Origin of the sequence: Streptomyces sp. NPDC057253 (assembly GCF_042669125.1) — a bacterium.
GTDB lineage: Bacteria > Actinomycetota > Actinomycetes > Streptomycetales > Streptomycetaceae > Streptomyces.
Genome location: NZ_JBHUXV010000001.1, coordinates 107,538 through 131,637, shown reverse-complemented (window position 1 = coordinate 131,637; position 24,100 = coordinate 107,538). Strand labels below are relative to the sequence as shown.

General features: G+C 71.9%; 26 protein-coding genes. 6 read left to right on the top strand and 20 right to left on the bottom strand.

What is annotated here, in order from left to right; translation table 11 throughout:
• The first annotated feature begins 59 nt into the window (after positions 1 to 59).
• A complete protein-coding gene (locus ACFULQ_RS00590) occupies positions 60 to 1,145 on the top strand; it encodes a M12 family metallopeptidase (protein WP_383536134.1) in 1,086 nt (361 codons plus the stop codon).
• 145 nt (positions 1,146 to 1,290) lie between these two features.
• Positions 1,291 to 1,803, top strand: a complete 513-nt coding sequence (locus ACFULQ_RS00585; protein WP_383536132.1) for an AAA family ATPase — start codon at positions 1,291 to 1,293, stop codon at positions 1,801 to 1,803.
• Here ACFULQ_RS00585 and ACFULQ_RS00580 read toward each other — a convergent pair.
• Complete coding sequence (locus ACFULQ_RS00580) at positions 1,784 to 2,785, bottom strand: helix-turn-helix transcriptional regulator (RefSeq protein ID WP_383536131.1); 1,002 nt, start codon at positions 2,783 to 2,785, stop codon at positions 1,784 to 1,786. The two genes, ACFULQ_RS00585 and ACFULQ_RS00580, sit on opposite strands and share 20 nt — an antisense overlap.
• A gap of 96 nt (positions 2,786 to 2,881) precedes the next feature.
• Between ACFULQ_RS00580 and ACFULQ_RS00575 the strand changes: the two genes are divergently transcribed.
• Entirely contained in the window at positions 2,882 to 3,250 is a 369-nt protein-coding gene (locus tag ACFULQ_RS00575) for a hypothetical protein (RefSeq protein WP_383536129.1), read from the top strand.
• A gap of 15 nt (positions 3,251 to 3,265) precedes the next feature.
• Here the strand turns inward: ACFULQ_RS00575 and ACFULQ_RS00570 are convergent, their stop codons facing one another.
• The 12 genes from ACFULQ_RS00570 to ACFULQ_RS00515 form a co-directional block, all read right to left on the bottom strand.
• Positions 3,266 to 4,642, bottom strand: coding sequence for an NtaA/DmoA family FMN-dependent monooxygenase (locus ACFULQ_RS00570; protein WP_383536127.1), 1,377 nt, complete (start codon positions 4,640 to 4,642; stop codon positions 3,266 to 3,268).
• A 20-nt stretch (positions 4,643 to 4,662) separates the two neighbouring features.
• Complete coding sequence (locus ACFULQ_RS00565) at positions 4,663 to 5,859, bottom strand: LLM class flavin-dependent oxidoreductase (protein WP_383536126.1); 1,197 nt, start codon at positions 5,857 to 5,859, stop codon at positions 4,663 to 4,665.
• Positions 5,860 to 5,938: 79 nt separating this feature from the next.
• On the bottom strand, positions 5,939 to 6,025 hold the full coding sequence (locus ACFULQ_RS00560; protein WP_383536316.1) for a putative leader peptide: 87 nt from the start codon (positions 6,023 to 6,025) through the stop codon (positions 5,939 to 5,941).
• 56 nt (positions 6,026 to 6,081) lie between these two features.
• On the bottom strand, positions 6,082 to 6,837 hold the full coding sequence (locus ACFULQ_RS00555) for a GNAT family N-acetyltransferase (RefSeq protein ID WP_383536124.1): 756 nt from the start codon (positions 6,835 to 6,837) through the stop codon (positions 6,082 to 6,084).
• A 58-nt stretch (positions 6,838 to 6,895) separates the two neighbouring features.
• Entirely contained in the window at positions 6,896 to 7,918 is a 1,023-nt protein-coding gene (locus ACFULQ_RS00550; protein WP_383536122.1) for a transporter substrate-binding domain-containing protein, read from the bottom strand.
• Positions 7,919 to 7,989: 71 nt separating this feature from the next.
• On the bottom strand, positions 7,990 to 8,769 hold the full coding sequence (locus tag ACFULQ_RS00545) for an amino acid ABC transporter ATP-binding protein (protein WP_383536120.1): 780 nt from the start codon (positions 8,767 to 8,769) through the stop codon (positions 7,990 to 7,992).
• Positions 8,766 to 9,749 (bottom strand): amino acid ABC transporter permease, encoded by a 984-nt coding sequence (locus tag ACFULQ_RS00540; RefSeq protein ID WP_383536118.1) that lies wholly within the window; start codon positions 9,747 to 9,749, stop codon positions 8,766 to 8,768. The genes ACFULQ_RS00545 and ACFULQ_RS00540 overlap by 4 nt, the downstream gene beginning before the upstream one ends.
• A 155-nt stretch (positions 9,750 to 9,904) precedes the next feature.
• Positions 9,905 to 10,054 carry a hypothetical protein gene (locus tag ACFULQ_RS00535; RefSeq protein WP_280848005.1) on the bottom strand — a complete coding sequence of 50 codons (150 nt, stop codon included), beginning with the start codon at positions 10,052 to 10,054 and terminating at the stop codon, positions 9,905 to 9,907.
• A 175-nt stretch (positions 10,055 to 10,229) separates the two neighbouring features.
• A complete protein-coding gene (locus ACFULQ_RS00530; protein ID WP_383536116.1) occupies positions 10,230 to 11,096 on the bottom strand; it encodes a glutathione S-transferase C-terminal domain-containing protein in 867 nt (288 codons plus the stop codon).
• 134 nt (positions 11,097 to 11,230) lie between these two features.
• A complete protein-coding gene (locus ACFULQ_RS00525; protein ID WP_383536114.1) occupies positions 11,231 to 11,353 on the bottom strand; it encodes a putative leader peptide in 123 nt (40 codons plus the stop codon).
• Between the two features lie 183 nt (positions 11,354 to 11,536).
• Positions 11,537 to 11,971, bottom strand: a complete 435-nt coding sequence (locus ACFULQ_RS00520) for a VOC family protein (protein ID WP_383536112.1) — start codon at positions 11,969 to 11,971, stop codon at positions 11,537 to 11,539.
• A 57-nt stretch (positions 11,972 to 12,028) separates the two neighbouring features.
• On the bottom strand, positions 12,029 to 13,741 hold the full coding sequence (locus ACFULQ_RS00515; protein WP_383536110.1) for an IlvD/Edd family dehydratase: 1,713 nt from the start codon (positions 13,739 to 13,741) through the stop codon (positions 12,029 to 12,031).
• Positions 13,742 to 13,792: 51 nt separating this feature from the next.
• On the opposite strand from ACFULQ_RS00515, the gene ACFULQ_RS00510 reads away from it, so the two are divergent.
• The 3 genes from ACFULQ_RS00510 to ACFULQ_RS00500 all read left to right on the top strand — a co-directional run bounded on the left by ACFULQ_RS00510 (position 13,793) and on the right by ACFULQ_RS00500 (position 16,440).
• Positions 13,793 to 14,605, top strand: coding sequence for an IclR family transcriptional regulator (locus ACFULQ_RS00510; RefSeq protein ID WP_383536108.1), 813 nt, complete (start codon positions 13,793 to 13,795; stop codon positions 14,603 to 14,605).
• A complete protein-coding gene (locus ACFULQ_RS00505; protein ID WP_383536106.1) occupies positions 14,605 to 15,621 on the top strand; it encodes a zinc-binding dehydrogenase in 1,017 nt (338 codons plus the stop codon). Before ACFULQ_RS00510 ends, ACFULQ_RS00505 begins: the two co-directional genes overlap by 1 nt.
• Before the next feature lie 120 nt (positions 15,622 to 15,741).
• Complete coding sequence (locus tag ACFULQ_RS00500) at positions 15,742 to 16,440, top strand: phosphatase PAP2 family protein (protein ID WP_383536104.1); 699 nt, start codon at positions 15,742 to 15,744, stop codon at positions 16,438 to 16,440.
• 3 nt (positions 16,441 to 16,443) lie between these two features.
• On the opposite strand, the gene ACFULQ_RS00495 is transcribed toward ACFULQ_RS00500, so the two are convergent.
• Genes ACFULQ_RS00495 through ACFULQ_RS00465 form a run of 7 tightly spaced genes read right to left on the bottom strand, consistent with a single transcriptional unit; the run spans position 16,444 to position 24,098 of the window.
• Positions 16,444 to 17,769 carry a glutamate-1-semialdehyde 2,1-aminomutase gene (locus ACFULQ_RS00495; RefSeq protein WP_383536102.1) on the bottom strand — a complete coding sequence of 442 codons (1,326 nt, stop codon included), beginning with the start codon at positions 17,767 to 17,769 and terminating at the stop codon, positions 16,444 to 16,446.
• 7 nt (positions 17,770 to 17,776) lie between these two features.
• Positions 17,777 to 18,328 carry a dTDP-4-dehydrorhamnose 3,5-epimerase gene (gene rfbC / locus ACFULQ_RS00490; RefSeq protein ID WP_383536100.1) on the bottom strand — a complete coding sequence of 184 codons (552 nt, stop codon included), beginning with the start codon at positions 18,326 to 18,328 and terminating at the stop codon, positions 17,777 to 17,779.
• Positions 18,325 to 19,557: a polysaccharide pyruvyl transferase family protein gene (locus tag ACFULQ_RS00485; RefSeq protein ID WP_383536098.1), complete on the bottom strand. Its 1,233-nt coding sequence runs from the start codon at positions 19,555 to 19,557 to the stop codon at positions 18,325 to 18,327. Before ACFULQ_RS00485 ends, rfbC begins: the two co-directional genes overlap by 4 nt.
• Entirely contained in the window at positions 19,554 to 20,501 is a 948-nt protein-coding gene (locus tag ACFULQ_RS00480) for a glycosyltransferase family 2 protein (RefSeq protein WP_383536097.1), read from the bottom strand. The genes ACFULQ_RS00485 and ACFULQ_RS00480 overlap by 4 nt, the downstream gene beginning before the upstream one ends.
• Positions 20,498 to 21,805, bottom strand: a complete 1,308-nt coding sequence (locus tag ACFULQ_RS00475; RefSeq protein ID WP_383536095.1) for a hypothetical protein — start codon at positions 21,803 to 21,805, stop codon at positions 20,498 to 20,500. Before ACFULQ_RS00475 ends, ACFULQ_RS00480 begins: the two co-directional genes overlap by 4 nt.
• Positions 21,802 to 23,085, bottom strand: a complete 1,284-nt coding sequence (locus ACFULQ_RS00470) for a DUF4910 domain-containing protein (protein ID WP_383536093.1) — start codon at positions 23,083 to 23,085, stop codon at positions 21,802 to 21,804. The genes ACFULQ_RS00475 and ACFULQ_RS00470 overlap by 4 nt, the downstream gene beginning before the upstream one ends.
• A complete protein-coding gene (locus ACFULQ_RS00465) occupies positions 23,073 to 24,098 on the bottom strand; it encodes an NAD-dependent epimerase/dehydratase family protein (protein ID WP_383536091.1) in 1,026 nt (341 codons plus the stop codon). Before ACFULQ_RS00465 ends, ACFULQ_RS00470 begins: the two co-directional genes overlap by 13 nt.
• Positions 24,099 to 24,100: the final 2 nt, after the last annotated feature.

Genomic DNA, 24,100 nt, shown 5'->3' with positions numbered 1-24,100 from the left:
GGGACTTGAGTAGCCCCCGACTCAGGCGCCCCCGGACGCCCGACGGCACGCTGAAACCCATGACCGCACGCTACTGCTCCCTCGCGCAGCAGTCGGCTCCGGCGTTCGCTCCGGGGCTGGCCGCCGAGCGGCTGAGCGCGCTGATCGGCGGCGGTCGGATGTGGGTCAACAGCACCGTTCTGCACTACTGCTTCTTCGACGGCGACACCGACGGGTCGGTCATTCCTGTTCCGGGGACCGGGCAGTCCCGGCGGGTGTCGTGGGTGGGCGCCAAGGAGCAGCGGGACGTGGTGCGCGAGTGCTTCCAGGAGTGGCAGGGCCTCGGTATCGGGGTGCGCTTCACCGAGGTCGGCGACCGCTCGGAGGCAGAACTGCGCATCGGGTTCCAGCTCGGCGACGGATCCTGGTCGACCGTGGGCAAGGACGCCCTGCGGGTCGGGGTGAACGAGCGCACCATGAACTTCGGCTGGGACCTGACCGCGCCAGGGGAGCGCGGGACGGCCCTGCACGAGATCGGGCACGCGCTCGGCATGCTCCACGAGCACCAGAGTCCGTTCGCCGGGATCCACTGGGACGACGAGGCCGTGTACGCCGATCTGGCGGGCCCGCCGAACTTCTGGAGCCGGGACCGGACGTTCTTCAACATCCTGCGCAAGCTCGACCCGGACGAGGTCAACGGCTCCGTCTGGGACCCGCAGTCGATCATGGAGTATCCCTTCGAGGCGGGGCTGATCCTGGAGCCGGAGCAGTTCCGCGCGGGCCTCAACCCGCCCGGCACCCTGTCCGCCGCCGACAAGGAGTACGTCCTGCGCTGGTACCCGCCGACCGAACCGGTCCGGCCGCCGGCGCTGGTGCCCTTCCGGTCCGCGCCGCTCGGGCTCGGCCCGGGCGAGCAGGCCGACTTCACCGTGGAACCGCCGGAGACCCGCGAGTACACCGTGGGCACCTTCGGCGACAGCGACACCGTCGTCGTGGTCTTCGAGGAACGGGACGGAGAAGCCCGCTTCCTCACCGGCCACGACGACGGAGGCACCCCGCACAACGCCACGCTCAGGGCCCGTCTCGTGAAGGGCCGCCGCTACTTCGTCCGTGTGCGCCTGTACTCCGCGTGGGGTTCGGGGGAAACCGCGGTCATGTGCTGGTGACACAGCACGGACAGGCCGCACATGGACGAGGCTGGACCACTGTCCGGCGCCGGGGGATGGCCGGGAGTACGTAACCTTCGGGGGAGGGATACGTACTCCCGGCCGCACGGCGTTCGGCGGGGCGCCGAGTGCGAGAGTGGGGGGCATGCTGATCGTCATCGGCGGGCTCCCCGCCACCGGCAAGACCACGCTGGCGCGGCTCCTGGCGGCCAGGACGCGCGGGGTCCATCTGCGGGTCGACACCATCGAGCAGGCGATCGTCCGTTCCGGACTGGCGCGGCATCCCGTGGGGCCGGTGGGCTATGTCGTGGGGTACGCCCTCGCCGAGGAGCAGCTGCGGCAGGGGCACACCGTGATCGCCGAGTCGGTCAACCCGCTGGCCGTGACGCGTGACGCCTGGCGCGATGCCGCCGTGCGGGCCGGTGTGCCCGTCCTGGAGGTGGAGGTCGTGTGCTCCGATCCGGACGAACACCGCAGCCGCGCGAGTTCACGCTCCGTGGACATCCCCGACCTGCCGCTGCCCGACTGGGAGCAGATCCTCGGACGGGACTACGAGCCGTGGCACCGGGACCGCCTGGTGGTCGACACCGCCGGGCAGCAGCCGGAGGACTCGCTCGGTCCGCTGGTCGAGGCGGTCCTCAGGGCGGATCGCGGGTGACGGCGGCAGGGGCGGGGCCGGGGTCGTCGTAGCGGGCGGCGGTGCGGCGGGCGGTCTCCGCCAACTCCCGCCGGACGTCCGTCGGTTCGAGGACCTCGGCGTCCGGGCCGAAGCCGAGCAGCCGGCGGCAGGAGGCCTTCCGGTCGTCGAAGTGCAGGACCAGGCGGTGCCAGCCGGGTGCTTGCGGGTCCGGGGTCGCCCGTGCCGCCGATCCGGTGTCGCCGAGGACCTGCGGAAGGGCGGCGAGGCCCGCCGCCGACAGCCGCACGGTCACGGCGAGTTGGTCCAGGCTCGCCTCGAACTCGGCTGTCCAGTCGGCCCAGTGGGCCGACAGGTCGAAGTCGGCGGGGCGGACGAAGGACTCCGGCAGCAGCTCCGCCGCCGTGATCCTCGACGCCCGGTGGGTGCGGATGCCCCGGTCGGACCGCACGACCAGGTACCAGACGCCCGCCTTCGCGACGAGGCCCAGGGGGTCCACCGCCCGCGTCACGCCCGCGCGGCTCGCGTGCGTCAGCCGCAGGCGCCTGTCCTGCCGTACGGCGTCCACCAGCACGGCCAGCTGCGGTACCGGTTCGGTCGGCTTGAACCAGGCCTGGGTGTCGATGTGGAAGCGGCTCGCGGTGGTGTTCGCCTGCTCGCGGCCCGCCGCCGGCAGAGCCGCCAGGAGTTTCAGGCGGGCCTGGGCCAGCGCGTCGCCCAGCGCGATGCGCTCCAGCGGGCCACTGCCGGAGGCGACCGCCAGCAGCGCCGTCGCCTCCTCCGCGCTGATGCCGAGCAGCGGACTGCGCCAGCCCTCCATCAGACGGCAGCCACCGCCCGGACCACCGCTCGCCACCACCGGTACCCCCGCCGCGCCCAGCGCCTCCAGGTCCCGGTAGACGGTACGGACCGACACCTCCAGCTCCACGGCGAGTTGACGGGCCGTCATCTGCCCACGGGACTGGAGGTGGAGCAGGAGGGACAGCAGCCGGTCCGCTCGCATCGGGCGATCACCTCATCGACGTATGACTGACAAAGGATGTCAGTCATCCGGTCGTAGCGTCTTGCGGGAAGCCCCGGAGCAGTAGGGAGACGGCACGTGATCAGCGGATACGTCATCGGAGAGAGCCTGCGGACCGGTGCGGTGTTCGAGCCGCGCGGACTACGGCTGCGGAAGGTCGGCAGGATCGCGGTCGACGGCGTGAGCGCGGGCCAGCCGGCGGTGTGGACCCTCGTCGAGTGGGAGAGCGACGGTGAGGACGTCGGCGCGCTCGCGGACGCGCTGGCCGACGCGTTGGAGCCGGAGCTCGGCTGGTACGCCGACTTCGTCGCCGGGGACGAGCGCGTGGTCGTGTTCGCCGGGAAGGTGTTCCGCCATCGGCGCGGCGACGAGCGCGGCCGCGCCGAAGCGGTGGCGTACGGGCGGTCGGTGGGTACGCCCGAGCATCAGCTCGACTGGGAGGAGTGACGCGGGGGTCTCACGTCATGAGGCCGCCCGGTGTGCGGTGCGGGTGTCGTCGGGGTGGGCCAGGCCGAGGTGGTGGCGCAGGGTGGGGCCTTCGTAGTCGGTGCGGAAGACGCCCTGTTCCTGGAGGAGGGGGACGACCTGGTCGGCGAAGGCGTCCAGGCCGGTGGGGGTGATGTGGGGGACCAGGATGAAGCCGTCGCTGGCGTCGGCCTGGACGTAGTCGTTGATGGTGCGGGCGATGGTGGCGGGCGAGCCGATGAAGTTCTGCCGGTTGCCGGTGTTGATGACCAGGTCGCGGATGGACCACTTGTTGGCCTCGGCCAGCTCACGCCACTCGCGGGCGGTGGCCAGCGGGTCCCGGTACATCCGCACCTGAGCACGGCCGCGCGAGATGTGCTCCTCGCTCACCAGGGGATCGATGTCGGGCAGCGGCCCTTCCGGGTCATACGAGGACAGGTCCCGGTTCCACACGAACTCCAGGTGCTTGAGCGCGGTGGCGCCGCTGACCTGCTGGCGGCGCACGGTCCGGGCGAGTTCCTCGGCCTCGGCGTCGGTGTCGGCCAGCGCGAAGGACGCGGCGGGCAGGATCAGCAACTCCTGCGGGCGGCGCCCGTACTTGGCGAGACGGCCCTTGACGTCGGTGTAGAAGGCCTGGCCCTCGGTGAGGGTGGCGTAGCGGCTGAAGATGGCGTCGGCGGAGGAGGCGGCGAACTCGCGGCCCTCCTCGGAGTCACCGGCCTGGAAGATGACCGGGCGGCCCTGCGGGGAGCGCGGCACGTTGAACTGGCCGTGGATGTCGAAATGCTGCCCGGAGTGGACGAAGGAGCCCGCCTTCGCATCGCGCAGGAACACCCCCGCAGCCTGGTCGGCGAGGATCTCCTCACCGGTCCAGGAGTCGAAGAGTTCCTGGGTGGTGGCCAGGAACTCCCGGGCACGCGAGTAGCGCTCGCTTTGCGGGAGGAAGCCGCCGCGGCGGAAGTTCTCGCCGGTGAAGGCGTCCCAGGAGGTGACCACGTTCCACGCCGAGCGGCCCCCGGAGAGATGGTCGAGGCTGGCGAACTGGCGGGCCACCTCGTAGGGCTCGTTGAAGGTGGAGTTGATGGTCCCGGTCAGCCCGAGGTGCTCGGTGACGGCGGCCAGCGCGGCCAGGATGGTGAAGGTGTCGGGGCGGCCCACCACGTCCAAGTCGTATATTTTTCCGCCCTGTTCGCGCAGGCGCAGGCCCTCGGCGAGGAACAGGAAGTCGAACTTGGCGCGTTCGGCGGTGCGCGCGAAGTGCGCGAAGGAGTCGAACTCGATGTGACTGCCGGCCTCCGGGTCGCTCCACACGGTGGTGTTGTTGACGCCCGGGAAATGCGCGGCCAGGTGAATCTGCTTCAAGGGCTTGGACATGGTGGCGGGATCCCTCCGGCTCAGACGGACGCGGCATAGCGGTTGGCGGGGCGGGCCAGACCCAGCAGGCCGCGCAGGGTGTCCGCCTCGTAGGCGGTGCGGAAGAGGCCCCGGCGCTGGAGCTCGGGAACCAGCCCGCGCGTGATCCCGGGCAGGTCATGACCCAAAACGGCGGGCCGCAGCCGGAAACCGGTGAGGCCTGCCGCCTGCAACTCGGCCAGCAGGTCGGCGAGTTGCGAGGGGGTGCCGGTGAAGATCCGGGCGTCACTGGTGTACGGCTCCCCCGCCAGCGTGTCCAGACGGTCCCGGCGGGCGGCCGCCTCGGCCGGGTCCTCGTCCAGGAAGACCACCAAGTCCCCGAAGACATGCAGGAGTTCACCCGCGCGTCCGGCCGCCTCCTGTTCCGCGCGGATCTCCGCCACGATCGCCCGCGCCTGGTCGCCGTCGTGCGGGGTGATGTAGCCGACGTCCGCCTGCCGGGCGATCAGCCGATAGGGCACGCTCTGATGCCCGAGGGCGGTGACCAGGGGCTGTCCCTGCGGCGGCCGCGGCGTGATGGAGGGGCCCTTGACACTGAAATGCCGGCCCTCGAAGTCGATGTAGTGCAGCTTGTCCCGGTCGATGAACCGCCCGCTGGCCGCATCCCGGATCTCCGCGTCGTCCTCCCAGCTGTCCCACAGCCGGCGCACCACCTCCACCCAGTCCGCCGCCTCCTCGAACAAGTCGGTGACCAGCTCATGGGCCTGGGGGCTGTCGTAGGCCTCGATGCGCGGGATGCTGCGCCGGCCGAAGTGCGCCGCCTCACCGGGCCGGGCACTGACCTGCACCCGCACCCCCGCACGCCCGGTACTGACATAGTCCAGGGTGGCGATCGCCTTGGACAGATGGAACGGCTCGGTATGCGTGACCACCGCGGTCGGCACCAGCCCGATGTGCCGGGTCAGCGGCGCGATCCGCGAGGCGATCAACACCGCGTCCAACCGTCCGCGGACCTGGTCGGTGCGCTCGTCCGCATCGAACAGGTGCGAGGACTGCAGGCCCAGCCCGTCCTCGATGGTCACGAAGTCCAGCAGGCCGCGCTCGGCCTCGGCGACCAGATCCGCCCAGTAACCGGCGGTGAACAGCTCACCGGGCCGGGCCACCGGCTCCCGCCAGGAAGCCGGGTGCCAGCCGGTGCCGTCCAGAGCGACAGCAAGATGCAAAGAAGAAGGGGACACGAGCAGGTGCCTTCCTGGAGATCCGTACGAAAGGCCGGCCCGCAAGGGTGGGGGCGCGGCGGCGGGGGCAGCAGACGGGTCAGGAACAACACAGCGCGGCAGACACGCGCTGGAGATCGATGTGCGGCCGGGAGTGGAGGTGGGCGGAGCGGAGCGTCGCGGTCACGCCCGTCACCTCCTCCTTCGGGGCGCGCGAAGGCGCCCGGCGGATCTCGTCGTGAGTCACAACGCGGTGGTCTCGCGGGTTGTTCCTGGACTGCGGACGAGAAGGATGGGCGAGCGGCGGCGCAGGGTGAAGCCGATCGACTCGTAGAGCCGGATGGCGTTGGTGTTGTCCGCCGCCGCGTGCAGGAACGGCGTGTCGCCGCGCTCCCGGATCCCGGCGGCGACCGCGCGGACCAGCCGGGTGGCCAGACCCCGGCCGCGATACGCCGGGTCGGTGCAGACCGCGCTGATCTCGGTCCAGCCGGGCGGGCGCAGCCGCTCACCGGCGAGGGCGATCAGGCGCCCCCGGTCCCGGATGCCGAGGTACGTGCCGAGGTCTACGGTCCGCTTGAGGAAGGGGCCGGGCCTGGTACGGGCGACCAGGTCAAGAATCTCGGGCACGTCGGCATGTCCGAGCCGTACCGCCTCGGCGGCGGGTTCGGCCCGCAGCGCGGTGCCCACGAGTTGGACGCCCACTCCCCCGCCGACGATCTCCCACCCGTCCGGGACCTGCTCGACGGGCTTGATCCGTACGGTCGTTGCGGGGCCGACGAGGGTGTGCAGGTCGGCCCAGGCGGCCGGGTCGCCGGCATCGGCGAGGGCGGCGAAGGCGTAGACGTCGTGCGGGTAGCGGGCGGCGCGGCCGACGCGTTCGGCGAGGTGGGCGTGCGGGCCGGTGAGGGCCGCCCATACGGCGTTGTCGAGGACGGAGAAGTCGGGTGCGGCGGATCTCAGGGAGGCTCCGCCTCCGCGGACGTCGATCTGCTGGGCCACGGAGGCGGAGTCCCTTCCCGAGTCAACCGGTGGATGTGTCAGGCTTCCTGAGTGGGCGTCAGGAGTTGGTGAGCGGCAGCCCGGGCGGGTTGATCTCCGACTTGGTGACGGCGTCGTTGGAGAGGTTCCACGCGGCGAGCCACTTGGCGTACTGGCCGTTGTCGATCAGGTAGTTGATCGCGTCGGCCAGCGGCTTGGCGAGGCCGCTGTCCTTCTTCGTGGTCGCGGCGATCAGGCCCTGGAGCGACTCACCGGCACCGGAGTACTGGCCCGCGATCTTCGTCGGGCTGGGCGTGCTCGCGGTCTGGGTGACGTGGTAGGAGAGGTTCGGGCTGGGGCCGAGGTAGGAGTCGATCTTGCCGCTGTTGAGGGCGAGGTAGGTGCTCGGGCTGTCCTGGAAGTACTTGATGGTCAGCTTCTTGCCCTCCTTCTTCAGCCTGCTCTGCCACTCCAGCAGGATCCGCTCCTGGTTGGTGCCGGCGCCGACCGAGACGGTCTGGCCCGCGAGGGCCTCGTAGTCGCCGTCGAAGGTCCACTTCGAGGACTTGAGCGTCTCGAAGGCGAGGTCGTCCTTGCGGTAGGAGGCGAAGTCGTACTTCCGCTTGCGCTCCTCGGTGTCGGTGATGTTGGAGAAGCCGACGTTCACCTTGCCGCTGTCGATGCCGACGAAGAGGTTCTCCCAGGTGAACCGCTTGACCTCGGGCTTCAGGCCGAGGACGGCGGCGACCAGGCGGGCCAGGTCGCTCTCGGAGCCGGTGAGGGTCTTCTGGTCGCTGCCCACGAAGCCCAGCGGCGGGGAGCCGGAGGGCAGGGTGCCGGAGCCGATGACGAGCTTGCCGCTCTTCTTGACGGCGTCGGGCAGTCCGGCGCTGATGGACTTGACCTCGGCGACCTTGAGGGTGGTCTCCTTGGCGGCGCCGTTGGAGAGCCGGCCGACGGTGACCGAGCCGGCGCTGTCGTCCGTCTGGGTTGCCGCGTCGCTGTCCCCACCGCAGGCGGCGAGCCCGGTGGCGAGAGTGGCGACCGCGGTCGCCGCGGTGATGCCGCGTATCAGGCTGCGTCGGGTGAAGTGGGCAGACATGTCCGTCCTCGGTGGTCGATGAGAGAGGTGAAGGGTGGTGCGTGTGGGGGGAGTCCGTGGGAGCGGTGGGATCACAGCACCTTGCTGAGGAAGTCCCTGGTCCGCTCGTGCTGGGGCCGGTCGAGGACCTCGGTGGGCGGGCCCTGCTCGACGATCCGGCCGCCGTCGATGAAGACGACCCGGTCGGCGATCTCGCGGGCGAAGCCGATCTCGTGGGTGACGATGACGAGGGTGGTGCCGCTGGTCGCCAAGTCCTTGATGACGGACAGGACTTCACCGACGAGCTCCGGGTCGAGGGCGGAGGTCGGCTCGTCGAAGAGGATGACTCCGGGGCGCAGGGCCAGGGCGCGGGCGATGGCCACGCGCTGCTGCTGGCCGCCCGACAACTGGCGTGGATAGGCACCGGTCTTGTCGGCCAGGCCGACCCGGCCGAGGAGTTCGCGGGCCAGCTCCTGGGCCTCCGCCTTGCCGAGCTTGCCGGTCGCCACCGGGGCGGCGGCCACGTTGTCCAGGACGGTCAGGTGCGGGAAGAGGTTGAAGTTCTGGAAGACGAACCCGATGCGGCTGCGCTGGGTCAGGATGGCGCGCTCGCTGAGCTCCTTGAGCCGCTCGCCCTGGCGTCGGACGCCGATCAGCTCGTCGTTGACGCTGACGTAGCCGATCTCCGGCTTCTCGAGGTGGTTGATGACCCGCAGCAGGGTGGACTTCCCGGAGCCGGACGGGCCGAGGATCACGGTGACCTCGCCGGGGCGCACGGTCAGGTCTACGCCGTCGAGGACCCGGTGGGAGCCGTACCACTTGTGCACGCCGTGCACTTCGAGGGCGACGGGGGTGATGTCGGTGACGGTCATATCGCGGTCTCCCTGCGGACACGGGCCCTGAGGTCGGTGACGGAGGCCCGCAGTTTCTGGATCGGGGTCGGCGGCAGCGAGCGGGTGGCGCCCCGGGCGTAGTGCCGCTCGACGTAGAACTGGACGACGGAGACCGCGCTGGTGAGGATCAGGTACCAGACGGTGGCGACCAGGAGCAGGGGCACGATGTCGCCGGGGTAGGTGGAGCCCATGGACTGCACGGTGCCGAACAGGTCGAGCAGGGAGACGTAGAAGACCAGCGAGGTGCTCTTGATGAGGCCGATGAGCTGGTTGACGTAGTTCGGGGTGATGGAGCGCAGGGCCTGCGGGAAGACGATCCTGCGGAACTGGTAGCCCTTGGGCAGACCCAGCGCGGAGGCCGCCTCGTGCTGGCCCTGGTCGACGGAGAGGATGCCGCCGCGGACCACCTCGGCGGCGTAGGCCGCCTCGTTGAGGCTGAGGCCGATCACGGCGATGACCATGTCGGTGGCGAGCCGGGACTCGTCGAAGGAGAAGAAGGCCGGCCCGAAGGGGACACCGACGCTCAACGTCTTGTACAGGGCGGAGAAGTTGTAGAGGAAGAGCAGGACCACGATGAGCGGGATCGAGCGCAGGGCCCAGACGTAGGTCCAGCTCACCGCGCGCAGCACCGGGCTCTTCGAGAGCCGGGCCAGGGCGAGCAGGATGCCGCCCAGGAGTCCCAACACCGCGCTGTAGGCGGTGACTTCGAGGGTGATGAGGAGTCCGTCGAGGACGGTCGGGCGCAGGAACCAGTAGCCGAAGCGGTCCCACTGGTAGAACTGGTTGGTCGCCAGGCCGTGGACGAACTGGGCCGCCAGGACCAGGACGACGGCGGTGGCGATCCAGCGGCCCGGCCGCCGCAGCGGCAGAACTCGCTGTGCGGCGAGGGGCTTCGGCGCGGTGTCGGACGGGGGCGGTGCCTCGGTCACGGACACGGCGGTGCCTGGGGGTTCACTCATGAGGGGCTCCGGCGGAGTCGGGTCACCCCCTGGGACACGACGGGCGACGGCGTCCTACTGCGGGAGGACGTGACGCACGGGCACCGGGGGCTGGGCGGACAACGGCACACCGCGGGCGCGGTGTTCGTCAGGAACGCGGGGGCTGGGAAGGAACGTCAGCCCCGACAGCGGGCACGGCCCGGTGCGGTACACAGTGCGCTGCTCACGCGCAGCAGGTCGACGGCCCGGTTGGCGACCAGGGGGTCGCCGTACGGCCGTACGCAGCCCGGAGAACGGCGTGCGGCCGTCCTGGGAGCTGCGTACATGTCGGTCACCGTCGCTGTTCTCGGGGGTCCCGCGGAACCCTGGTGGGCCCGTGGCTGGAACTGGGCCCTGATGGACCCGTAGGTTAAGGCAGTCGTGCGAACCGCTGTCAAGCCGGTCCATCAGGTGAAACGGTCGGGCGTTGTGAGCCGCGTGGGCGGCCCGGTCCGGAAACGGTCAGGCGCTGCGCGCCGCGTGCGCGGCCCAGTCCAGAATCTGTACGGCGGCCCCGGCGGCCTCCAGGCCCCGACAGCGGGCGTGGTGGCGGCGGGCGATGCCGTCCAGGTCGAGGTGGGTGCCGAAGGCCGGGTGGGCGGCCAGACGGCGGGCGTAGGCCCACAGGGTGGGGTGGTCGGCGATGCGCTGCACCGCTCCGGCGTCCAGGTGGTGGCGGTGCACGGTGTCGAGCTGGACCAGGGTGACCCACAACTCGACGTCGGCGGCGGTGATGTGATCCCGGATCAGGTAGTCGCGTCCGACCAGCCAGCGTTCCAAGGAGCCGAGGGAGTCCAGGAGTTGCTCCAGTGCGGCGGCACGCTCGTCCGCCTCGCCGCCCGCCGATCCGGCGCGCTGCGCGGCCTGTCCGATGGCGCCGCACATCCGCTCGACGGCCTCGGTCTCCGACTCGGCGCCGCACGGGTACAGCGCGGGACGGCCGGAGCCGAAGTGCCGGGCCAGGTCGCGGGTGATGTCGGCGGCGTGGGTGCTGACGATCCGCCCCGACCAGTCGTCGCTGAGCACCGGGGCGACGGCCGCGCCGGTGTACCGGTGCGCGCTGGCCTCGTAGAGCGGGCGCAGTGCGGAGTGTCCCCCGTCGGAACAGTCGGGGACCGGGTCGAGGAAGGTCACGGGACACACGTCGTCGAGGCCGAGCAGGCTGTGCACGACGGCGATGCGCAGGCCGTCGGCGCAGGCGGCGGCCAGATGGAGTCGGTAGCGGCGCGGCACGGCGTAGTGCCCGCTGCGCGCGTCCTGGCCGATCCGGCCCCGGAAGGCGGGGCTCGGGTGGGTGGTGGGGACGTGGGCGAGCGGTGTGACGGACATGGGTCTCCCCGGGGGTCGGTGCGCAGACGTACGCGCGGCGGAAGCGTCGTCGGGCAGGAGGCGGCGGCCGTCCCCGTGCGCGGTGGCAGGGGTGTGCCAGTCGGGTGCGGAACGGGGCGGATGCGGCCGGGGGCTCAGCCCAGGGGCCTGATCGCGCTGCAGACCCGCAGCAGATCGATGTGACGGCGGGAGGTCAGAAGAGGGGACGGCCGAGACGTACGGCTCACTCGGCCGGTGGCCGACTCAAGGCGCCCCATGTTTCCCTACCTGTTCACTAGGATTCCCAAAGTGAGTGTCGATCGGGCCGGGGCGCACGTCAAGAGGGCGTCCACGAGACGGGATCCGCGCAGGCCTCCGCCCATGACGCGGATGGCCGGGGACACGATCACGAGCGGGCCTGGACGACGGCTGCGTCCATCAACTGGATTTCGGGTGGGTGATCAGTCGAGACAGAACTCGTTGCCCTCGACGTCCTGCATCAGGATGCAGGACTCGTTGTGCTCGTCGGCGAGCAGGACACGGACGCGGACCGCGCCGAGCGCCTCCAGCCGTACGCACTCGGCTTCGAGGGCGGCGAGGCGCTCCTCCCCCACCAGCCCGGTCCCGACCCGCACGTCGAGGTGCACCCGGTTCTTGACGACCTTGCCCTCGGGGACACGCTGGAAGTACAGCCGCGGGCCCACGCCGGAGGGATCGCCGCAGGCGAACGACGCCCCCTGCCGCTCCGGCGGCAGTGTGCGGTCGAAGTCGTCCCACGTGGCGAACCCGTCCGGTGGCGGCGGCACGACATACCCCAGCACCTCGCACCAGAAGCGCGCGACCCGCTCGGGTTCGGCGCAGTCGAAGGTGATCTGGACTTTCTTGATCGTTGACATCGGCGCACCCTAACAGGGGGCTCGGGTCGCCGCGTTCCGGTGCCCGTCCCGGCCCGATCAGTGCGACTCGCGGCTGACCTCCGAGCCGCTGGAGCCGACGAGGAAGTCCAGGTCGGCGCCCTTGTCGGCCTGTTGGACATGGTCGACGTACAGCCGCTCCCAGCCTCGCCGCGGATCGGCGAAGCCCTCGACCGTGGCCGCGTTCGGGGTGCGGGCGGCGAGTTCGTCCGCGGGGACCTCCAGGTCGATACGGCGGGCCTCGACGTCCAGGCTGATGACGTCACCGGTGCGGACCAGGGCGAGGGGTCCGCCCGCCGCGGCTTCCGGTGCCACGTGCAGGACGACCGTGCCGTACGCCGTCCCGCTCATCCGTCCGTCGCAGACCCGGACCATGTCCCGCACGCCCTGTTCGAGCAGCTTGGTGGGCAGCGGCATGTTGGCCACCTCGGGCATGCCCGGGTAGCCCTTGGGGCCGCAGCCGCGCAGGACGAGGACGGAGTCGGCGTCGACGTCCAGGTCCGGGTCGTCGACGCGGGCGTGGAAGTCCTCGATGCTGTCGAAGACGACCGCGCGGCCCCGGTGGCGCAGCAGGTGCGGGGAGGCCGCCGCCGGTTTGATCAGCGCCCCGTCGGGGGCGAGGCTGCCGCGCAGGACGGCGATGCCGCCCTCCTCGACCAGCGGGCGGGCCCGGGTCCTGATCACCTCGGCGTCCCAGATCGGGGCGTCGGCGAGGTGGTCCACCAGCGGCTTGCCCGTGACGGTCAGCGCGTGCGGGTCCAGGAGGTCGGCCACCTCGCGGAGCACGGCGAGCAGGCCGCCCGCGCGGTGGAAGTCCTCCATGAGGAAGCGTCCGGCGGGCTGGAGGTCCACCAGGACCGGCACCCGGGAGCCGATGCGGTCGAAGTCGTCCAGGGTCAGCTCGATGCCCAACCGGCCCGCGATGGCGAGGAGGTGGACGACCGCGTTGGTGGAGCCGCCGATCGCGGCCAGCGCCACGATCGCGTTGTGGAAGGACCCCTTGGTCAAAAAGGTGCTCGGGCGGCGGTCGCCGGAGACCAGCTCCACCGCGAGGCGTCCGGTGCCGTGCGCGGCCTCCAGCAGCCGGCTGTCCGGGGCGGGCGTCCCGGCCACCCCGGGGACGACCGTGCCCAGGGCCTCGGCCACCAGCGCCATCGTCGAGGCCGTGCCCATGGTGTTGCAGTGCCCGCGGCTGCGGATCATCGACGACTCGGAGCGGGTGAACTGCTCCTGGGACAGGGTCCCGGCGCGCACCTCCTCCGACAGCCGCCACACGTCCGTGCCGCAGCCCAGCGGCGTGCCCCGGAAGGTGCCCGTCAGCATCGGACCGCCGGGGACGACCACCGCGGGCAGGTCGACCGAGGCGGCGGCCATCAGCAGGGACGGGATCGTCTTGTCGCAGCCGCCCAACAGGACCACTCCGTCAAGGGGGTTGGCCCGCAGCATCTCCTCCGTGGCCATCGCCGCCATGTTCCGCCAGAGCATCGCCGTGGGCCGCACATTGGTCTCGCCGAGGGACACCACGGGCAGGTCGAGGGGGATGCCGCCCGCCTCGTACACGCCGTCACGGACGGATCTGGCCACCTCGTCCAGGTGGGCGTTGCAGGGCGTGAGGTCGGAGGCGGTGTTGGCGATGGCGATCTGGGGGCGGCCGGTGAAGGCGTCGGCCGGGGCGCCCCGGCGCATCCAGGCCCGGTGGATGTAGGCGTTGCGGTCCTGTCCCGCGTACCACTGTGCGCTGCGAAGGTTCATCGCTGGGACTCTTTCCGGTAATCGGTACGGCGGTCTACTATCCGGAACGCCATGCAGCATACGCAGCGCTTCCCCGCTTCGGCAGCCCCCGGCACGGACCCCGCCGAGGGCGACCGACTGGTGGGTTCCGACCGGGTGCTCGCCGTGCTCAAGGAGCTGGCCCGGCATCCGGACGGGGTGGCGCTGGACGAGTTGACCCGGGTGATCGGCAGCCCCAAGCCGACCGTGCACCGGGCCCTGGCGGCACTGCGCCGCGCCGGTCTCGCAGGCCAGGACGGCCGCGGCCGCTATCTGCTGGGCGACGAGTTCCTCCGGATGGCCTTCGCCCATCACGAGGCCCGCCCCGAACACGTCCGCGTCCGGCCGCTGTTGGAGACCCTCGCGGCCCGGTTCGGCGAGACGGCCCACTACGCCGTCCTCGACGGGCGCGAGGTCGTCTACCGCGCCAAGGCCGACCCGCCCACCGGAGCCGTCCGGCTCACCTCGACGGTCGGCGGCCGCAACCCCGCCCACGCGACCGGGGTCGGAAAGGCGCTGCTCGCTCACGAGTTGGGCACCCTGGACGCCGTACGGCGATGGATGGGCGAGGCACCCCTGGAGCCCCGGACTCCGCGGACCCGGTGCACGGCCGAGGAGTTGCACGCCGAGCTGCGGGCCACGCGCGAGCGGGGCTACGCCCTCGACGACCAGGAGAACGAGAGCGGCGTCACCTGCCTCGCCGTATGCGTGTACGGCACCTCCGCGACGGTCCCCTCCGGGGCCGTGAGCGTGAGCGCGCTGGCGTACCGGACTCCGCTCGGGGCGCTGGTCGACGCGGTGGCGGAGATCCGTGAGGCGCTGGGTCCCCTGAAGGAGCCCTTCTGATGCGTGCTTTTGTCCTCACCGGTGCCGGTGCGTTCGCGGTCCAGGAGGTGCCGGCGCCGGTCGCCGCGCCCGGCGAGGTCGTCGTGGACGTGGAGCGGGTCGGGGTGTGCGGCACCGATCTGGAGTTCTTCACCGGCGCCATGGCCTATCTGCACCAGGGGCACGCCGCTTACCCGATGCGGCTCGGCCACGAGTGGGCCGGGCGGGTCCGTGCGGTCGGCGCCGGGGTCGATCCCGGGTGGGTCGGCCGCCGGGTCATGGGCGACACGATGCTCGGCTGCGGGACCTGCCGTCGCTGCCGGAGAGGCCGCCGGCACGTCTGCGAGAAGCGGGAGGAGGTGGGCATCCGGGGCGGCCGTGCGGGCGCGCTGGCCGAGCAGGTCGCCGTACCCGCGGGCTCCTTGCACGCCCTGCCCGACTCCGTGGACGCGGAGCTGGGTGCGCTGGTCGAGCCGGGCGGCAACGCGCTGCGGGCCGCGCGGGCCACCGGGGCCGGGCCCGGTGACCGGGTCCTGGTGCTGGGGCCGGGCACCATCGGTCTGCTGGTCGCGCTGTTCGCCCGGGCCGCCGGTGCCGAGGTGCACCTCATGGGCGCGACCGAGGACTCCCTCGCCTTCGCGCGCTCGCTGGGCTTCCCGCACGCCTGGCGCGAGGACACCCTGCCGGACCTGCCGTTCGACGCGGTCGTGGACGCCACCAACGCGGTCCATCTGCCCGCTCTGGCCCAGGAGTCGGTGGAGCCGGGCGGGCGGCTGGTGTACATCGGGCTGGCCGGGGAGCCCAGCCGGATCGACACCCGCGCGCTCGTCCTGAAGGACGTGACGGCGGTCGGAATCCTGTCGGCCTCCCCCGGGCTCGGCGCCACGATCAAGGCGTACGCCGACAAGACCATCGACCCGAGGCCGCTCGTGGCCGCCACCGTCGCCCTGGACGCGATCGGTCCCGTGCTCGCCGGTGAGCGGCCGCCCGGCGCCGGCCGGGGTCCGAAGATCCACGTCGATCCCCGCCTGGCCTGACCCCACAGAACCGGCCGATGTAACGGACCGGCCACGGCCGACCATGCCTTCCGATAACGTGTCGTCTGTGATCACGTCGGACAAGAAGGTCACCATAGTTCGACCGGTTGCGGTGGGAAGGTGACCGGCCGGCCGACGACCGCGGTGCTGCCCCCGTCGCAGCGCGCGCGGCTGGGGCTGGTCGCGGTCCTCGCCGCGCTGGTGGTCGCCGGGCTCGCCGTCCTGTACGCCGGGCACAGCCAACCCGGCAGGGTGGACAGCTGGCTCGTCGCGCCGACGGCGGACAGCGTGCGGCCTCCCTTGCGGTACGTCGCCGAGACCCTGGACTTCCTCGGGGAACCCGCGGGATCGGCGCTGGTGATCGTGGCCGCGGTGGCGGTCTGCCTGCTGCTTCGACGTCCCAGAGCGGCCGTCCTCATGCCGGCCGGCGTCGGTGTCGCCGTGGGAACGGCGACGCTGCTCAAGCACCTGGTGGGCCGCACCATCCACGGCCCCGACAACCTGTCCTACCCGAGCGGGCACACCGCCTACTTCACCGCGCTCGCCTTCGTCGCGGCGCTGCTCGCGACCGACCGGCTCGGCCTCGGCGGCACGGCCGGCACGTCACTCGTTCTCACCGCGGCGCTGGTCGCGGGCGCCGCGATGGGATGGGCGCAGGTCGCCCTGGGCGCGCACTATCCGACCGATGTGCTGGGCGGTTGGTGCACCGCGCTGGCGGTGCTTCCACCGACCGCGTGGCTCGTCGACCGGGCGGCCGACCGGCTGGCCGCCCGGTCGGTCGATCCGACGGCCGACGCCGGTCGGCGAGAGCACGGCTGAGGGTCACGCCAGGCGACGGAACACGGGCTTCACCGGTCGTCCGCCCACCCACGGAGTGGGGTCGGCGGCGTCCAGTGCCTTCCGGTACACCGCACACGCCTGGGCCACCACATCGACGGTCTGCTCAATGTCGGCGTCGCTGAGCGCGCTGCTCACCACGAACGACGGGGCCAGCACCCCGCCCGCGAGGAGCCGGCGCACGAACAGCGTGCGGTACTCCTGTGACGGCTGCCCGTTCTCGTCGAGGGTGGCGAAGACCAGGTTGCTGGCCCGGCCGCGGACGACAACATGCTCGCCGACGCCCATGCCGGCCGCCGCGTCACGGACACCGGCGGCCAAGCGCTCGCCGAGGGCGTGCAGCCGCGCGGTGACGCCCTCTTCGGCGTACACGGTCTGCACGGCTATGGCGGCGGCCAGCGAGTGCGTCTCCGCGCCGTGCGTGGTGGACAGCAGGAACACCCGGTCGTCGGAGTGGCGCAGCCCGCCCCGCTCCATCAGTTCGCGGCGCCCGGCCAGTGCCGAGACGGCGAATCCGTTGCCCAGCGCCTTGCCGAACGTCGAGAGGTCGGGGACGACGCCGTACAGGCCCTGGGCGCCGGCCTCGGACCAGCGGAAGCCGGTGATCATCTCGTCGAAGACCAGCACGCAGCCGTGCCGGTCGGCCAGTTCGCGCAGACCCGCCAGGTACCCGGGCGGCGGCTCGGTGTGGGTGGCGGCCTCGAGGATCAGACAGGCGATGTCGTCCGGGTACCGGGTGAACAGTTCCTCCGTGGCGGCCAGATCGCCGTAGGGGAAGGCCACCGTGAGCTCGTTGGTCGTCTCCGGGATGCCGGCGGACATCGGTGTGGTGCCGATGAACCAGTCGTCGGTGGAGAAGAACGGATGGTCGGCGCAGAGGGCCACCCGGCGGCGCCCGGTGACGGCGCGGGCGAGGCGTACCGCGGCCGTGGTGGCGTCGGAGCCGTTCTTGGTGAACTTCACCATCTCGGCGGTCGGCACCGTGGCCAGGAAGCGCTCCGCGGCCTCGACCTCCACCACGGACGGCCGGACGAAGTTGCTGCCGCGGTCGATCTCGCGCCGCACGGCCTCGGTGACCCGTGGGTGGGCGTGGCCGAGGCTGACCGAGCGCAGGCCGGAGCCGTACTCGATGTACCGGTTGCCGTCGACGTCCCACACATGGGCACCGCGGCCGTGGCTGATGACCGGGGCCAGGTTCTCGGGGTACTGGTCGTCGCCCTTGGCGTAGGTGTGGGCGCCGCCGGGGATCAGGGCATGGAGCCGTTCGTTGGCCGCGCGCGACCGGGGGAGCTGGAAGTCTTCGCTGGTCAAGCCGACTTCACCTTTCCTTGTGCTCGAGGACCTCGGCGAGGCTCGGGGCCTCCCGGTCGCGCTGGGACATCGATGTGACGGGCAGCGGCCAGGGGATGGCGAGTTCCGGGTCGTCGAAGGCGATGGTCACGTCCTCGGACGGATCGTGCTCACGGTCGATACGGTAAGAGGTGTCTGCGATTTCGGTAAGAGCCTGGAAGCCGTGGGCACATCCCGCGGGGATGTACACGCTCTTCTGCGTCGCGCCGGACAGCTCGAAGAAGGCCCGGTTCCGGTACGTCGGCGAGTCGGGCCGCAGGTCCACGACGACGTCGAAGATCTCGCCGTACGAGCATCGCACCAGCTTGGCCTCTCCGGCGCCGGAGCGCAGGTGCAGGCCGCGCAGCACGCCCCGGACCGAGCGGGAGACGCTGTCCTGGATGAAGGCGTGCGGGTCGAGGCCCACCGAGCGGAACACCTCGACGTCGAAGGTGCGGCTGAAGAAGCCGCGTTCGTCGGAGTGCGGTGTCGGCTCGAACAGGTACGCGCCGGCGATCTCCGGGACTTGGGTCGCTTTCATCGGGCCTTCCGCGGTGCGTGGGCGTGGGTGTCCGCCGGGAACAGGGTGGTGGTCAAGGCGGTGAACTGCTGGGCGAGTTGCTCCGCGGCGAGCCGGTTGCGCTCGGTGAGGGTCCGCCGTACCTCGACCGCGTGCTTCTCCAGGTCCCGGAACTGTTCGAGCAGCCGGTCGGCGTCGACCTCGCGGGCCGGGTGGCAGTACGTGCCGAGGCCCATCCGCTCCATGAGCGCGTCGCTCTTCGCCGCGTAGGACAGGGCGAGCACGGGTGTTCCGGTCTTCAGCGCGCAGATCAGGTTGTGGTAGCGGACGGCGACCACGGTGTCGGCGGCCGCCATCTCGTCCATCAGGTCGGCCAGTGAGGCCGGTTCGGCCGCGGTGACCAGCGGTGAGTCGACGGCGTCGAGGATCGCGTCGACCACCGACAGGTCGCACTCGTCGCCGGTGAGGAGCCGGACCGGTCTGCCCTCCGCGACGAGCGCGCGGACGAAGGTGATCGTCCCGTCGAGGTAGCGCCGGTAGATCTCCTCGGCCCGGGCGCGGTCGTCGTTGCCGCCGTGGAAGTCCATGACGCCCAGGCAGACCGGACCCGGTGTGCCGGTGGGCTCGCTCGACTTGGGCGCCGGAAGGTAGAACGCGAGGTCCGGGTAGACCTCGTCGTGCGCGGTGTCCACCCCCATCGCCCGCATCGCGTCGCGGGACTGATCGTCCCGGTAGGAGCGGTGGGCGGCGAGCCGTGCCGACCAGCGCACCAGGGCCCGGGTCGGGCGGTTCCTGATCTCGGCGGCGCCGACGCTGACCAGCGCGACCCGGGTGCCGAGCAGCCGGCCGCTCGCGCAGAGCAGGAACAGGGAGTAGGGGAAGCCCCAGGGCCGCAGCGGCAGCGTGGCCTCCAGGACCCCCATGCCCGGCACGATCACCACGTCGTGCCGGCGCACCCAGGCGGCGGTGCGGAAGGCGTCGACGAGTTTGCCCACGGCCTTGCCCGCGATCGCCGCCGCGCGGGACGCGGTGCGGTACTCGCCGCGGTACCAGTGCAGCCGGGTCGCGGGGATCCCGAACCGGGCCGTGACGGCCTCGGGTCCGCCGCACAGGGCGTCGACGGCCGCCTCCGGATGCTCGGCGCGGAGATAGCGCAGGACAGCTTCGAGCGACCCGTCGTTGCCGAGGTTGCCGGAGCCGAGCAGGCCGAACACCCCGACGCGCGCCGGGGTCCCGTCCTTCGGCGTCATGCCCCCCTCCCTTCACGGCCGGCGACGAGGGCATCGACGGAGACGGTCAGCTTGGCCGGGTCGACCGGGGCGCGGTCCTCGACCCGCTCACCGGCGCCCGGCCGCACCCGGCTGGTCATCCACGCGGCCAGGTGGCGGAAGCACTCGCGCCGGTCGGCCGCCGACAGCGGGGCCCGCCGGATCGCCGAGGCGAAGCCCCAGACGTACTCGGCGAGCAGCCGGGGCGTCGGGTGCAGCAGGCCCGCCCGGCGCGGGTCCAGGTTGACGCACCGGGACCGCTTGGAGGGGTTCGCCCGCTCGGCGCGGGTGGGGTGGTCGCGGCGGAAGTACAGGAGTTCCGGCACCTGGTGGAAGCGGCCGTGCAGGGTGATCTCGGCGACGTAGGTGCGGTCCGCGTGGTGGTAGCTGTCCATCGGCTTCACCCGGCGCAGCACGTCGGTGCGCATCACGCCGTAGAAGTCGTCGCCGCCGGGCTCGAACAGCAGGCTGCGGAAGCGGTCCGGTGCGTGCGGGGAGTCGGTGGCGAGCGTGTACTCGTAGGGGACCTTGACCTGGCCGTCGCCGTCGATGACCGCCTGGTCGGTGTGGGCGAGGATCACGTCAGGCCGCTCGTCCAGGGCATCGATGCAGCGCCGCAGCAGGTCGCGGCCGTAGAGGTCGTCGTGCGAGGCCCACTTGAAGAGCTCGCCGCGGGCCTCGCCGAGGACCCGGTTGTGGTTCGGCGTGGCTCCGATGTTCTGCGGCAGCCGGAGGTAGCGGATGCGCGAGTCCTGCGCGAGGTACTTGCGGCAGATCTCCTCGGTCCCGTCGGTCGAGGCGTTGTCGGAGATGACCAGCTCGAAGTCCTCGTAGGTCTGGCCGAGCAGCGCGTCGAGCGACTCGGCCAGGTACTCCTCGCCGTTGTACACGGGCAGGCCGATGCTCAGTCTGGGTCGGTCGGTCATGAGGTCCTCACTTCGGGAACGGAGTCGTGGTGGCGCTCGCGCAGGGCGGACCGCAGTTGCAGCCACCACACGGCCGAGCCGCCGACGGTCGCGGCGGCGACGCCCCAGGCCGAGCCGACCGTGCCGGCCAGGGCCGCCCCGCCGAGCCCGCCGCTGACGTAGAACGCGGAGGCGAACAGCTGGCAGCGCAGGCTGCGCCGGGCGGCGCCGAGGGCGCGCAGTCCGGCCGCCGCGCCGGTGCCGAGGCCGGCGCCCGCGACGCTGAAGGTGATGGGCACGATGAGGTGCGAGGAGGAGTGCCAGACGCCGCCGAGCAGGAGGTCGCCGAGCCGGTTCGGCAGCAGCAGCAACGAGCCGCCCCACAGCAGGGCGGCGACGGCCTGTCCGCCGCCCAGCAGGAGACAGAACTTGCCGAGGCGGTGCGGGGACTGCCGCAGCACCCGTGCCGCCTCCGGGACGGTGACCAGCGAAAGGCCCATCAGTACGGCGAGGAAGGGGCCCATCAGGAGCTCGGCGCCCCGTACGGCGCCCACCGCGCCGACCCCGACGATCGCGCCGAGCCCGTAGGCCCGCAGCTGGCTCGCCCCGCTGAGGCTGACGTTCTCGACGAGGTACCGGTAGCCGAGGTCGCGCTGCTCGCGCAGCCACCCGCGCGCCTTGCCCATCCGGGGCCGGATGCCGGACTGGAGGCAGCCGTACGCGGCGGCCACCGCCGCGGACGCGCCCCAGGCCAGCACGAAGGCGCCCACGGTGTCCGCGTGGGCCGCCGCCACCATGGCCGGGACGAGCGCCACGCACCACACGACGTCGTTGACGAAGGCCTTCCGCCCGTTGCCCGCGGCGAAGAACGCGAACCGCCAGGCGTCCTGGAGCAGCAGCCCCGGCAGCATGACGCCCAGGCAGGCGAAGGCGGCACCCAGGCGGCCGCCGAGGGCCAGCCCGACCACCAGGGACAGCGCGCCGATGGAGGTGCCGACGCCGAGCGCGGTACCCGTCGAGCGGGCCACCGCCCGCCGCCAGGACGCTTCAGGGACACCACTGAAGCGCACGGTGAGCGGGTCGGTGGACAGGCCGCGCGAGACGTTCAGCACCACGCCGTAGGTGACCCAGGCGAGGCTGAACACGCCGAACGCGGTCACCCCGAGCGAGCGGGCCACGTAGATGCCCACCGCGAAGTTGCTGATGCTGGAGGCCGCCTGGTCGGCCAGTCCCCAGGACAGCCGGCCGAGGAGGGCCCGCTTGGCGGATGGGGCCCGTGGCGCCGCTGTCGGCGGGTTCTCCCCCTCGACGGGCATCGACGTCATGTCTTGATCAGCCCTGCCTCGTGCAGTGCGCCGGCCGCGTCGGCGACGGTGTCGAAGGGCAGCCCGGACCGCTCGGCGACGTCGAGCAGGTCGTGCTCGCCGTCGGAGAGGTTGAGCACCCAGAGCATGGCCATCTGGGCCTGTTTGGTGTCGCTGCGGCCGCCGAGCGCGTCGTACAACCCGCGGCGGCCGAGCTGCGGTTCGCCGTAGGGGCTGAGGTTGAGGTAGCGCCGGTTGCGGTCCAGGACGGCGAACGCCTCGCGGCAGACGGCGAGGGTGTCCGCCAGCGCCTGAGGGGAGACGAAGTCCGGGTTGTCCGCCGAGGTGTGGTACTCGGGGTAGCCCGCGTACGGGGTCCGGGTGAGCGAGCCCACGCCGAGGTTGAAACCGGGCGAGCAGTACTGCCGCTCGTCGTAGCCGTACGGGGTGAACTCGTTGACCTGGTGCGGGCGTTCGGAGGCGGTCAGCACGTGCCGCAGCACCCGGTCGATCTCGGCGTCGCCGCGCCTGCTCTGCTTGTAGGTCAGTTGGCCCGGGTCGCCCGCGCAGGCCAGCACGAGTCCGTGCTTGACCCGCTCCACCCGCTCCGCGTTGCGGGCCAGCCAGGTGATCGCGCCGATGGTGCCGGGCGCGAAGATGAACCGGTAGGTGTAGTACGGCGTCTGCCGTGCCAGCTCCCGGGCCAGGTGCGTCGCCACCGCGACACCGGCCATGTTGTCGTTGGCCAGCGCCGGGTGGCAGATGTGGCAGGAGACGATCACCTCGTCGGCGACCTGTCCGGGCACCACGTGCTCGGCGTAGGTGAGGTGGCCGTCGGCGAGCGTGGAGTCGATGCGGACCTCGTAGTCGCCCTCCGGCATCGCGTCCAGGGTCTCCTGCGCCAGGCAGAAACCCCACTCGGGCTTGTAGTAACTCGTGCGGTACGGCACCCAGCTCGGCCGGTCCGGCAGGGTGTGCAGGTGGTCGCGCAGCTCGGACAGCGGCATGGTCGCCGACACCGGGACGCTGTAGCCGAGCACGTGCAGGCTGGACGCGGCGAAGTCGACGACCCGGCGGCCGGTGCCGTCGGCGATGTACGCGTCGCGGATGTTCCACTCCTGCGGCACCGTCCAGTCCAGCACCTGCGTGCCGGTCGGGACCTCGTGGACCTGGAGCGGGAGGTACTCGCCGATGATGTCCAGGGTGGCGCGGACACCGTCGCCGGTGATGCTCCGGCAGAGCGGGTACAGCCGCTCCACCAGGGCGTGCATCTCTTCGCCGGAAGGGGTCATCGGCGCCACCGCAGGGTGTCGTCGACGGTGCCGGCCTCGGACGCGGCGCGCAGTACGGCGAGCCGGGTGAAGCGCTGGTCGAAGTCCTCCTTGGTCAGGTTGAACTTCCGGTAGGCGTCGGCGAGTTCGAGGGCGCCGCGCTTGACGGACCACTCGATGTCGAAGCCGGGGATCGCGGCGCGGAACCGGGAGAAGTCCACCCGGTAGGAGCGCGGGTCGGCGCCGTTCTCGCCGGTGATCCGCACCTTCGCGCCGGGCACCGCCTCGGCGACCTGCTCGGCGATCTCGGCTACCGTGACGTTGTTGGTCTCGCTGCCGATGTTGAACGCCCGGTCGTGGACCGCCTCGCGCGGGGCGGTCAGGGCGGCCGTGAAGGCGCGGGCGATGTCGGCGGCGTGCACCAGCGGGCGCCAGGGGGTGCCGTCGGAGAGCACCAGCACCTCGCCGGAGAGCAGCGCGTGGCCGACCAGGTTGTTCAGCACGATGTCGGCGCGCAGCCGGGGCGAGTAGCCGAAGGCGGTGGCGTTGCGCATGTACACCGGGGTGAAGTCGCCGTCGGCCAGCTCGTGCAGGTCGTCCTCGACCCGCACCTTGGACTCCGCGTACGGGGTGACCGGGCGCAGCGGGGCGTCCTCGCCGACCAGGTCGTCGCCGCCGGCGGCGCCGTAGACCGAGCAGGTGGACGCGTACAGGAAGCGGCGCACTCCGGCCTCGCGGGCGAGCCGGGCCAGGTGGACGGACGCGTGGTGGTTGATGTCGTAGGTGAGTTCCGGCGCCAGCGAGCCCAGCGGGTCGTTGGAGAGCGCGGCCAGGTGGATCACGGCGTCCACCCCGGCCACGTGCTCGGCCGTGACGTCGCGCAGGTCGACGCGGTGGCCCTGCGGGTCCGCGGGTGTGTCGCCGAGGACGGAGTCGGCGAACAGGCCGGCGTCGAGGCCGACGACCTCGTGTCCCGCGGCGGCGAGGACCGGGGCCATGACGGTTCCCAGGTATCCCTGGTGTCCGGTGAGCAGTACGCGCATGG

Coding starts and splice junctions, on each gene's coding strand:
- ACFULQ_RS00590 (WP_383536134.1), top strand. CDS start 60: ATGACCGCACGCTACTGCTCCCTCGCGCAGCAGTCGGCTCCGGCGTTC.
- ACFULQ_RS00585 (WP_383536132.1), top strand. CDS start 1,291: ATGCTGATCGTCATCGGCGGGCTCCCCGCCACCGGCAAGACCACGCTG.
- ACFULQ_RS00580 (WP_383536131.1), bottom strand. CDS start 2,785: ATGCGAGCGGACCGGCTGCTGTCCCTCCTGCTCCACCTCCAGTCCCGT.
- ACFULQ_RS00570 (WP_383536127.1), bottom strand. CDS start 4,642: ATGTCCAAGCCCTTGAAGCAGATTCACCTGGCCGCGCATTTCCCGGGC.
- ACFULQ_RS00550 (WP_383536122.1), bottom strand. CDS start 7,918: ATGTCTGCCCACTTCACCCGACGCAGCCTGATACGCGGCATCACCGCG.
- ACFULQ_RS00545 (WP_383536120.1), bottom strand. CDS start 8,769: ATGACCGTCACCGACATCACCCCCGTCGCCCTCGAAGTGCACGGCGTG.
- ACFULQ_RS00540 (WP_383536118.1), bottom strand. CDS start 9,749: ATGAGTGAACCCCCAGGCACCGCCGTGTCCGTGACCGAGGCACCGCCC.
- ACFULQ_RS00535 (WP_280848005.1), bottom strand. CDS start 10,054: ATGTACGCAGCTCCCAGGACGGCCGCACGCCGTTCTCCGGGCTGCGTA.
- ACFULQ_RS00530 (WP_383536116.1), bottom strand. CDS start 11,096: ATGTCCGTCACACCGCTCGCCCACGTCCCCACCACCCACCCGAGCCCC.
- ACFULQ_RS00525 (WP_383536114.1), bottom strand. CDS start 11,353: ATGGGGCGCCTTGAGTCGGCCACCGGCCGAGTGAGCCGTACGTCTCGG.
- ACFULQ_RS00520 (WP_383536112.1), bottom strand. CDS start 11,971: ATGTCAACGATCAAGAAAGTCCAGATCACCTTCGACTGCGCCGAACCC.
- ACFULQ_RS00515 (WP_383536110.1), bottom strand. CDS start 13,741: ATGAACCTTCGCAGCGCACAGTGGTACGCGGGACAGGACCGCAACGCC.
- ACFULQ_RS00510 (WP_383536108.1), top strand. CDS start 13,793: ATGCAGCATACGCAGCGCTTCCCCGCTTCGGCAGCCCCCGGCACGGAC.
- ACFULQ_RS00505 (WP_383536106.1), top strand. CDS start 14,605: ATGCGTGCTTTTGTCCTCACCGGTGCCGGTGCGTTCGCGGTCCAGGAG.
- rfbC (WP_383536100.1), bottom strand. CDS start 18,328: ATGAAAGCGACCCAAGTCCCGGAGATCGCCGGCGCGTACCTGTTCGAG.
- ACFULQ_RS00485 (WP_383536098.1), bottom strand. CDS start 19,557: ATGACGCCGAAGGACGGGACCCCGGCGCGCGTCGGGGTGTTCGGCCTG.
- ACFULQ_RS00480 (WP_383536097.1), bottom strand. CDS start 20,501: ATGACCGACCGACCCAGACTGAGCATCGGCCTGCCCGTGTACAACGGC.
- ACFULQ_RS00475 (WP_383536095.1), bottom strand. CDS start 21,805: ATGACGTCGATGCCCGTCGAGGGGGAGAACCCGCCGACAGCGGCGCCA.
- ACFULQ_RS00465 (WP_383536091.1), bottom strand. CDS start 24,098: ATGCGCGTACTGCTCACCGGACACCAGGGATACCTGGGAACCGTCATG.